Origin of the sequence: Elizabethkingia argenteiflava (genome assembly GCF_009904105.1) — a bacterium.
GTDB lineage: Bacteria > Bacteroidota > Bacteroidia > Flavobacteriales > Weeksellaceae > Elizabethkingia > Elizabethkingia argenteiflava.
The window spans coordinates 1-9,327 of the sequence record NZ_JAAABJ010000360.1; the positions used below are offsets into that span (position 1 = coordinate 1).

Annotated in this window: 2 protein-coding genes; both read left to right on the plus strand. The window is 47.2% G+C overall.

Annotated features, from left to right (window positions below; genetic code table 11):
• Positions 1-51 precede the first annotated feature (51 nt).
• Entirely contained in the window at positions 52-204 is a 153-nt protein-coding gene (locus GNY06_RS04015; RefSeq protein ID WP_166518906.1) for a hypothetical protein, read from the plus strand.
• 46 nt (positions 205-250) lie between these two features.
• A partial coding sequence (locus tag GNY06_RS04020; RefSeq protein WP_166518907.1) for a SpvB/TcaC N-terminal domain-containing protein occupies positions 251-9,327 on the plus strand: 9,077 nt, incomplete at its 3' end.

Consider the following 9,327-nt stretch of genomic DNA (forward strand, 5'->3'; position numbering starts at 1 on the left):
ACATAGATTTAGGAAAGTTTTTGCGAAATTAACCCTACCAACCCCTATGCTATGGAAAAACTCTCTATTCTCTTCATGTTACTCAGTTTCGTTCTCTATGGTCAGTCTCCAGGAGGTGTCAGTGGAGCTGACGTATGGTTAAAATGGGTTTCAGGCCCTACATTATCCTCTTTATACCCCAACCAACTAGGTCTATTATTATAAACCTTCAAAATAGAATCAGATTTCTATACACTATAAAAAAACCTCTATGAAGCCATCACTACTAAGTATTTTCCGAAGACAAAAAAAACTTCTATACAGTCTGTTGTTTCTGATCACCTGGAGTCAGTTGTACGGACACAGCTACCAACAATATCTACTCAAATCCTCTCAAGTTGATTCATACCATTCATCCTTTTCTTTAGGAAGTGTTTCGCCCTCCGGCCTATTAGGATTCTTGTCGGGTCGCGTGTTCTCGCCCTCTTCAGTTCCTGTGACTAGAGAGTCAGTTGCCCCGGACAAAAACGAGCGTTCCTTCGTTCCTGAGTCTCCGGCATTATCGGCATATACATCTACTGAACCTCCTTCTCCTTCGGGGTTTGCTGCGGATGTAGGCTCACTTCCTCTTCGCAGCTATAGCTCGGATCTCGTTGAAGGCATCATAGGCAAAGACAGCCACCACCCCATCGATCAGGTTAACGACAACATCTTCACGGTAGAGATCGACAAGCAAGAAAATTTCAGTGGCGTAGCCTGGTTAGAATACGAGCTCTATGGAGTACAAGATGCCGGCGGCATTAGCAAATCCATCAACGATGGACTCTCTTATGGAGGGGGCTCAATAAAGCACGCGCCTACCTGGAGTTTACAGCGTGAAGTTGTAGACGCGTCCTTACTAAAATCGGGTACCAACACCATTCTGTTCACGATATCTCCAGAAGCCCATTACACCTATAAGATCAGGCACCTACAAATAAAACTGGGAAGATCTTTACCTCATGGCGTTGTTCACACTCATACTCCGAGAGTAGTGAATACGCATTATCGATCTGCAGAATCCGGTGTCTCCCATCATCTATCCTTTAGTGACGACATACAATTAGACATTCCGTCACACTCCTTAAAATCGAGTACAGTATTCTCCGTTACGCCCTTAGGGGTCTTAGATCTAGCGGCCTTACCTTCTGAGCTTCACAACCTGAGTTTAGGCGCTTCGGGTTATCGTTTACTTCCTCACGGGGATCACTTTAGCATTGCCGCGCGAGTTTCTTTAACCTACGATCCTGGCAAAATACCCGAAGGTTATAGCGAGCAAGACATACGCACCTTTTACTTCAACCGCATAGAAAAAAAATGGATAGCCTTAGAAAGGGACTCCGTAGACGTCTCTCGTCATCTCATCATCTCTCGCACGACTCACTTCACGGATATGATCAATGGGATCATCACACTTCCGGAATCTGCGGAGACCTCTGCATACGCCCCTACGACACTTAAAGATATCAAAGCTGGAGATCCGGGTAGTGGGATCGTTCAGATGCCAGCTCCTGTAGCGAACTCTCAGGGTACAGTTAGCAGTAGTTTACCCTTAAAACTACCTTCTGGTCGTCAGGGTCTTTCACCGGACTTAAGCATTTCGTACAACAGCGAAGGAGGCAATGGTTGGCTAGGCTTAGGCTGGGACCTTTCCGTACCGAGTATCAGCATAGACACTCGTTGGGGTGTTCCCATTTACGATGCATCTAAAGAGACGGAGATTTACAATTTTTCGGGAGATCAGCTGAGCTTCCGCTCGGGTGATCGCTATACCTTGCCCAATAAAATCGAAGGCTTCAATACCCCTCGTCTTTCAGAGCGTCAATTTTGGCCTCGTGTAGAAGGTTCATATAATAAAATTCTTCGTCATGGTGACCATCCTAGCAATTACTGGTGGGAGGTGATCACCAAGGGAGGGACTCACCATTACTTTGGGGGAGATGGACGTAGTGTCGTTGAAACGGCTGTACTACGCCAGCCTGTCACGGGCAATATCGGTCATTGGTCTCTTTACAGGAGTGTAGATTCCCATGGGAACTATATAGAATACGATTATGACACCACGTCGTATGGAGGTAGTCCGGGTCATGGTGGTCAGGAGCATGTTTTGCGCAGCATTCATTACACGCTTCACACGAGTCAGTCTCCTTCCCAGAGCTACCGTGTACAATTTATAACAGACTCTGGACGCAAAGACGTTCAGCTCAACGCTCGTTTAGGTTTTTTGCAAGTGTTCTCCAAGCGTTTAAGCAAAATATTGCTTTACTATGGCGAGACCTCTATAAGGAGTTACGATTTAAACTACAAAGCGGGTAATTTCCAAAAGAGTCTCTTATCATCTGTTACGGAGAACGATAGCGAAGGAAAAGCCTTCTATACCCATAAGCTGGATTATCACGATCCTCTCCAGGGAGGCAAGAGTCTTTTCAGGAGTGTTCAAAAGACGCGTTCATCCGTTCCTGTAGATAAGGCGAGTCCTCTTTACAACACTGTGGGAAAAAACAACTCCTTTGGAATGGCCTTTACGGTGGGTATTGTACCTCCTGAGGATGCCCTTCCCACAGCCAAGAGTGGTACGATAGGTCCAAACAGCCAGTACTCTACGGGTCAATCTCTGGGTCAGACCCTTATGTTGGATTTAGATGGAGATGGTCTAGCGGATAATGTATATCTCCCAGGGGGCAAAGGACGCTTAAACTATCTTAAAAACCATTTTGTTCCTGGCGGCGTCGTACATTTTATGGGCGGTCAGCAGAACATAGAAAACAGCAGTAGCTTTAGCCATGTCAAATCGATGAGCAATAATTTTGGCGTTGAAGCTACGGCCGGGAAAGTGGCCTTTTCTGGCAACATCAACTATTTGCATTCGTCGGAAAAAAACATAACCCTTAATTACATCGAAGATGTAAACAACGACGGCATACCTGACTTAATCGATAACGGAAAAGTAAAATTCGGATATCTCGAAAATGGTATTCTGAAATATACCGAAGATAGTAAACTAACACGCAATCCGATAACTACGGGTCCCTACCACTCGACAGTAGATGCCACGGAAGAAAAAGAATCCCGTGAGCAGAGCCCCTTAATGGATTTGGTAAAAGTATGGAAAGCGCCTTATACGGGAGAGATCCGTATTCAGGGTCGGGCAGCCTTAGATTCTGGTAGTAAAGATGGTATAACATTCATGCTCCAACATGGTGGTGCAGAGCTTCAGAGGAACCGTATCTCTTCTGGGGGAGTTCTTCCACTCTCTGTAGGGAGCCGGCGGGTACAAAAAGGGGACTACCTTTATTTTAGAATATCCTCTGTAGACAATGGCGTCAAAGACCGCTTAAATCTGGATGCCAAGATCGATTACCTTAGTCTCTCTGGGGGATCTATTGAACCTCCATATGATGAAAACTTCAAGAGTTACTACAGTTTCGATCTAAAGAACGACTATCTACTCAGTTCGAAGACGGGATTTTCGGCACCCTTTGCATCTAGCTTACGTCTGAGTGGTCACTTTATCAAAAAAGCGACCTCAGGCGTGGTGATTCTACGTGTAGAAAAAAAAACTGCGGGGAGTCATATTTTCAAGCCTTTATATACCAAGCAGGTAGGCACCCCAGCGAGCAGTCTCTCACTCAACATTAGCGATTCATCAAAAGAAGGAGATGTTTATAAGGTCTCGTTGAGTTCCACGTCCAATATAGAATGGAGTGACGTAGATATTGATGATCTGACGGCGATTTTCAGTGGCACGCTAGAGGGGAGTTCCACCACCACGACTCTTTATCCCCTAATCGACAAAAGATTTTACAACTGGACCAAGAGCAGTGGAATCATTCCTGACAAGCCCCATATAGGGGGTGGCGTTACACAGCTCAAGCCCTATCTGACCTTTAAAAATATAGATGATAAGCATCCTTTCCGGGGGGACATCCTGGTAACGATCAAAAAATACACGCGTCAGGGGGTCTTGCTCAACGCCCAGGATATGCGTCTGGACTTAAACGGTTACACGCAGCCTGTTTTCGATGGTGAGATCCAGGGTAAGACGCTGAACTTACCTGCAGTTTCGAATGACTACTACACCTTTGTAGGCTATATGCTGGAGGATAGCCTTCAGCAGGAACAAATAGACCATGCAAAATTCAAGACCTCTGGAGGTTTATTTCCGGCGAACATTTTCGTTTCCGATAGCGATGCTCTGCTTGAACAGGATCCTTCAGATAGCAACAAGCAGATTACGAATAAAAAAGATGACGGTCGCTTTGGTCCCATGTACCGTAACTGGGGACAGTTTATCTACAATGGAGGCTGGGGGAACTACTCTTCTTCAGAAAATCCTCATTGGGACAGCCGTCCGATAGATGAGGGTGTTCTGACCATAGATACGAGTGATCATAGCAAAAGCGATCCGAATACAAGTACGTCTGTTCCCGTTTATCGGCAGCGTTGGTTTCAGCTTCTGGCTTACCGAGGGGTAGATCCTGAGCATAGCGATTCCTCGACGTTGGTATCCCGTTACCAGGGCAGCAAGCCGAATATCTACGTGGACTCGAATATGCTGAGTACATCTCGCTTAGGAGGCGATGATATCTCGGAGATGTTGGGTCAGGGGAGCAACAGCGGAGGGGGTCATTTTGCGCCTCTTAAAGTCTCCAAGAGCAAAATTCAGTCCTTAGGAGGGGGTATAGGTATGGAATATTCGAACTATGGATTGAGCAGTGGCGAGGGTCACATCAAAAACCTCTCCAACTATATAGACCTCAATGGCGACGGTTATCCGGATGTTGTTCAAGGCAGTCAGATACAGTATACGCATATGCTGGGGGGCTATGGTGTACATCGAGGCGATATGAATATAGAAAACAGCCCAGTGATAAGTGATGACAGGAGTAAGACAAAAGGATTTAGTGCTGGAAACAATGCGAGTTTGCCTTTCAAATCGGATAGCCAGTCTCAGTTATCGATACGCTTATCTCAGGCGGGCTATAACATGGGTGCGGGGCTTACGACCCAGAGTGACTACAGCGACTACGACCTGATCGACATCAATGGAGATGGACTTGCAGATCGTGTTTTTCGCGATGGCAAAGTCTCTTTAAACCTGGGCTACAGCTTTAGCCGTTCGGAGCATTGGAACTACGGTAAGGACTTTCGTCGTGGAGAAAGCACATCTGTGAGTATGAATGCGGGCTTAGGGGGGAAAGTGATAAAAAACGCAAGTCTCTCTTTTGGCGGCAATGGCTCTCGCACGGACTCCCGCCAATTAGAACAAATGGTGGATCTCAATGGAGATGGTCTGATCGACAAGATAGAAAACGGCAGGATTAAGATCAACACGGGTAATGGCTTTATCGACTATGGATCTTTTTCCTTTGTCAATAGCAGTAGCACAGAGGGTAAATCACTAAACTTTGCAGTATCGGTATGTCCTGAGATTCCTTTACCTCCGTCTCCACCCAAGGCCTTCTTTAAACTGTGTCTCAACCCCTCTTACAATAATGGTAAGAGTACTTCCAATACGGTAGCTCAAATCCAGGACATCGACGGAGATGGACTACCGGACCTGTTGTTGGGGGACGGGAGCAAAAACATCGACTACCAGCTCTCGAATATGGGTATGAGCAATCTTTTGAAAAAAGTGACCCTTCCGATGGGAGGGAGCTGGGAGGTGAGCTATGCTCGTACGCCCAACACTTACGATCATCCCCAGAGCAAGTGGGTTATGTCTTCGGTTATGACTCACGATGGCTTTAGCGGCGACAGTCGTTTTAAGCCGGATTATACAAAAATCACGATAGAATATGGCAAGGGTTACTACAGTCGCAGGGAGCGTAGTTTCTATGGTTTTGATCAGATAAAGATCAACCATATCGACACGCGTGTTGGGGGGTCTGGATCGGGCAGCATATACCGCTACAGCCTTCAGCGCTATAACAACACCTCATACTTTCTCAAGGGTCTGTTGCTGAGCGAAACGCTCTACGATTCCCAGGGCAAGAAGTGGCGTTCCCAAGAGAACCGCTTCTCACTTCGCCCTGTGAGTTCCACCAATGAAGCGGTCACTCTTCCAGAGGGAGATATGGAAAAAAATCTCATCAACTATGCCTACTTTGTGGCGCCTACCCAGACGTATAGTCACTTCTATGAAGGAGGGGAAACTCCTGGAAAAACGACGTTTACAGAAAATATCAGCTACGACAGCTACGGCAACCTCAAGCAGTATCGGGACCATGGCGATATGCAGATAGGCTCATCAGAATTGCTGACCACGTATATCGACTATCAGACGATTAATAGTGGTTCTCGTTACATGATGCATCCTACGCGTATAAGAACCTTAGGAAGGGATGTTCAGAGAGAAAGGACAGCTACCTACGATGTCCAGGGTAATCTTACATCACTGATGCTGATAGGCCCTGGCAATCCTGCGTACAACTTCTTCTACGACGTTTACGGGAACATGATTCTGAGTTACGAGCCTCAAAATGCCAAGGGCCAGCGTTTTACGCGCAACTACACCTACGACGATCAGGTACATACCTATATCACGCAGGTCAAAGATGCCTTTGGTTACATTAGTAGTACGCATTACGACTACCGTTTTGGAGTTCCATTGCTTACCCAAGACATCAACCGTCAGTCGATGCACTACAGTTATGATTCCAGGGGTCGTTTGCAGAGCATTACGGGACCTTATGAGTTGGCGAACCGTATACCGTGGACTTTGCATTTTGACTACCATCCTGTAACGCATGCTCCCCAGAACCGTACGGATTCAGAATCTTACGCCCTAACGCGTCACTATGATCCGGAATATCAGCATCAGGGAGGCAATAGCATTAATACGATTAGCATTAGCGATGGCCTGGGGAGCATTATTCAGGTTAAAAAAACAGGCTCCCTATACAAAGATAAATCCCACATGGATGCGATTCAATATATCGTATCAGGGAAAACAGAACAGGATGCCTTTGGCAGAACCCTGAGCACCTACTATCCGACCCTGGAAGACCTGGGGGGCAGCAACCATCGATACAATGCTGCTGTTGATAGCGCTCCACCTACCCAGACGCGTTATGATGTATTAGACCGAGTGGTGGGCCTTCGCCAGCCGGGAGAAGATCTGTTATCGCATACCGCTTATGGATTTGGTGTGGACCGCTTGGGCAGGAAGATGTTCCGAAGCACCTTTACCGATGAGTTGGGTCGAGAGAAGAAGGTTTATACCGACATCAAACAGCGCACAACGACCTTACATGAAGTCTCCAACAGCGGAGATCTGTTGACGAACTATACACATAATGCCTTAGGGGATGTATTGGAGGTTCGCGATGTACAGGGCAACCTTACGCAATCGGTTTATGATGGCTTAGGTCGCAGGATTTCTCTACGCCATCCGGATACGGGTGTGACGCGCTTTAGCTATGACCCTGCTGGGAACATGAGCTCTCGTACAACATCAGAAGAAGAAAGAATAGATTACGACTACGAGTATAACCGTCTGTCTCAAATCCGTTATGGACAATCTCCGGAGAACAATGTTCGCTACTACTATGGAGGGGCTGGGGATGCTTCGGCCTTATCTCAGAATAGCATAGGTAGGTTGTGGTACCAGACAGATGCTACGGGAACGCAGTACTATGGTTATGGCAGGCTTGGAGAGCTTACATACAACCGTCGCTCGGTGGTGGTTCCTTCTGTGGGGGTTTACTGGTTTACCACCACCTGGGATTACGACACGTGGAACCGTATTAAGAAGATTCGTTATCCTGATGGGGAGAACCTTTTCTACCACTACAACAAGGCGGGTAACCTGGTCCGCATGAACACCAATAAGGGAGAAGACCCTAACCGCGGAGAGAGTATTATCCGCAGGTTGGGATACGATAAATTCGATCAGCGGATCTACCTTCGTTACGGTAACAATACCGAGACGTATTACGAATATGAGCATCGTCGCCGCAGGTTGCTCAGCGTTCAGGCGGATACACCTTCACCCCGTAGTTTTATGAAAAACGTTTACCAGTATGATGTGGTAAGTAATATCACGCAGATCCAGAACCATGCGCCTTATGCACGAGAAGGTCTTCTGGGAGGAGGTACGAACTACGCCTATGGATATGACGACCTCTACCGTCTAACGTCAGCCTCTGGGAACTGGCGGGGCATGAACAGCCAGGGTGAGCAGGAGCGCCACCGCTATAGCGTGAGTATGACGTATGACCAGATGCACAATGTGCTGAGCAAGGAGCAGCTTCATGAAGTAGGGCAGGGGAACAGCTGGATTACGCGTACTCCGAGTTCATATCGCCTTCACTACTCGGGTTACTCGGGTTTACAGCCTCATGCGCCTAAGCAGATTGTCGATGAACCTAACGTGGTGGGCAAGCTTTGCTGCAACGGTAACGATGCTTCTGTGAAGTTCCAGCAATATCGCTATGACAAAAAGGGGAATCCCGTTAGGATCGACCAGCAGACGTGCTATGTTACGGAATCAAAAACCCGATATATATGGGATGCAGAAAACCGCCTTCGCCTGGTTAATACCCAGCCATCTTCGCGCAGTGCCGAGGGTCTGGCGCTGTATACCTATGACGATGGTGGCGAGCGTGTGGTGAAAAACCTGATGGGTCCCACTACGCGGATTTTCCTAGGAGGATTTAGGACTAAGACGCTGAACGATAGCCGGCATATGCTTTATCCGAGTGGAATGCTCTCTGCGCGTCTGATTCTGAATAAGTCTACAGGTCAGTACGATCTTAGCTATACGAAGCATTATTATTCGGGTAGCCAGCGCGTTAGCACTAAGCTGGGCGCAGGTAAGGATGTGGGCAGGTGGAATTGTGGATGGCAGGTGAATCCTGTATCCTCCTCCACGATAGATGAGAGGGATACGGCTCAAACCATACTTAAGAGGGCGAGCTCTGTGAATGCCTCCTTAATCCGCAGTCAGGGTATTTACCTGTACCCAGGTTATACGGATGCCCAGCCTATGGACAGCAGTTGTGTGAAGACTTATGTGGGAACTCCTGAGCGCGATTTTTACTGGTACCATAGTGATCATCTGGGAAGTTCTTCGTACATTACAGGTCTGGATGGAGAAGTCAACCAGAATATAGAGTATTTTCCAAGTGGAGAGGTCTTTGTAGAAAACCATAAAAACGCATACAACACACCGTATAAGTTTAATGCTAAGGAGCTGGATGATGAAACAGGTTATTACTACTACGGCGCAAGGTATTACAACCCTAGGGTATCCCTGTGGTTAAATGTGGATCCTCTAGCGGAGAAAATGCCAAGCTGGTCGCCGTA

What these genes read in the sequence shown, in the direction of transcription:
- GNY06_RS04015 (WP_166518906.1), top strand. Translation starts at nt 52, where the DNA reads ATGGAAAAACTCTCTATTCTCTTCATGTTACTCAGTTTCGTTCTCTAT.